This window comes from Dielma fastidiosa (genome assembly GCF_000313565.1).
Classification (GTDB): Bacteria; Bacillota_I; Bacilli_A; order Erysipelotrichales; family Erysipelotrichaceae; genus Dielma; species Dielma fastidiosa.
In genome coordinates this window covers 1-396 of the sequence record NZ_CAEN01000100.1, presented here as the reverse complement: position 1 = coordinate 396, position 396 = coordinate 1, and the positions used below count along the sequence as shown (strand labels likewise).

Here is a 396-nt window from a genome sequence, read left to right as displayed (position 1 = left end):
GTTTTTATCATCATGCAGAGAAATTAGAAAGAGCAGTCAGATTACCGCATAATACCACCGGTAAAGCCGTAGCTTATGAACTCTATGACCATGGTGAGTATTTCATCATCAAAGCGATCATTGAGGTGGAACCTAAAGTGATCATGACCAAAAAGGAAGAAGGCAGTATCGGTATCGATATCAATGTGGATCATATCGCGGTTGCCCACATCGATCGGCAAGGCAATCTGTGCAGACAGCAGATCATGCCGATGAAGCTAAAGGGTAAGACAAGGAATCAGCGAAAGCATGAGATTGCGGAAACAGCGAGTAAGATCATTCATGAATGTGTAGATACTCATAAACCATTAGTGATGGAAGCCTTGGACTTTAGTGATAAAAAACAAAAGCAGCGTT

At 41.9% G+C, this 396-nt stretch carries 1 protein-coding gene; it reads left to right on the top strand.

What is annotated here, in order from left to right; all coding sequences use genetic code 11:
* Positions 1–396 (top strand): hypothetical protein (locus DAHG_RS21320; RefSeq protein WP_022936305.1); only part of this gene is annotated, 396 nt, incomplete at both ends.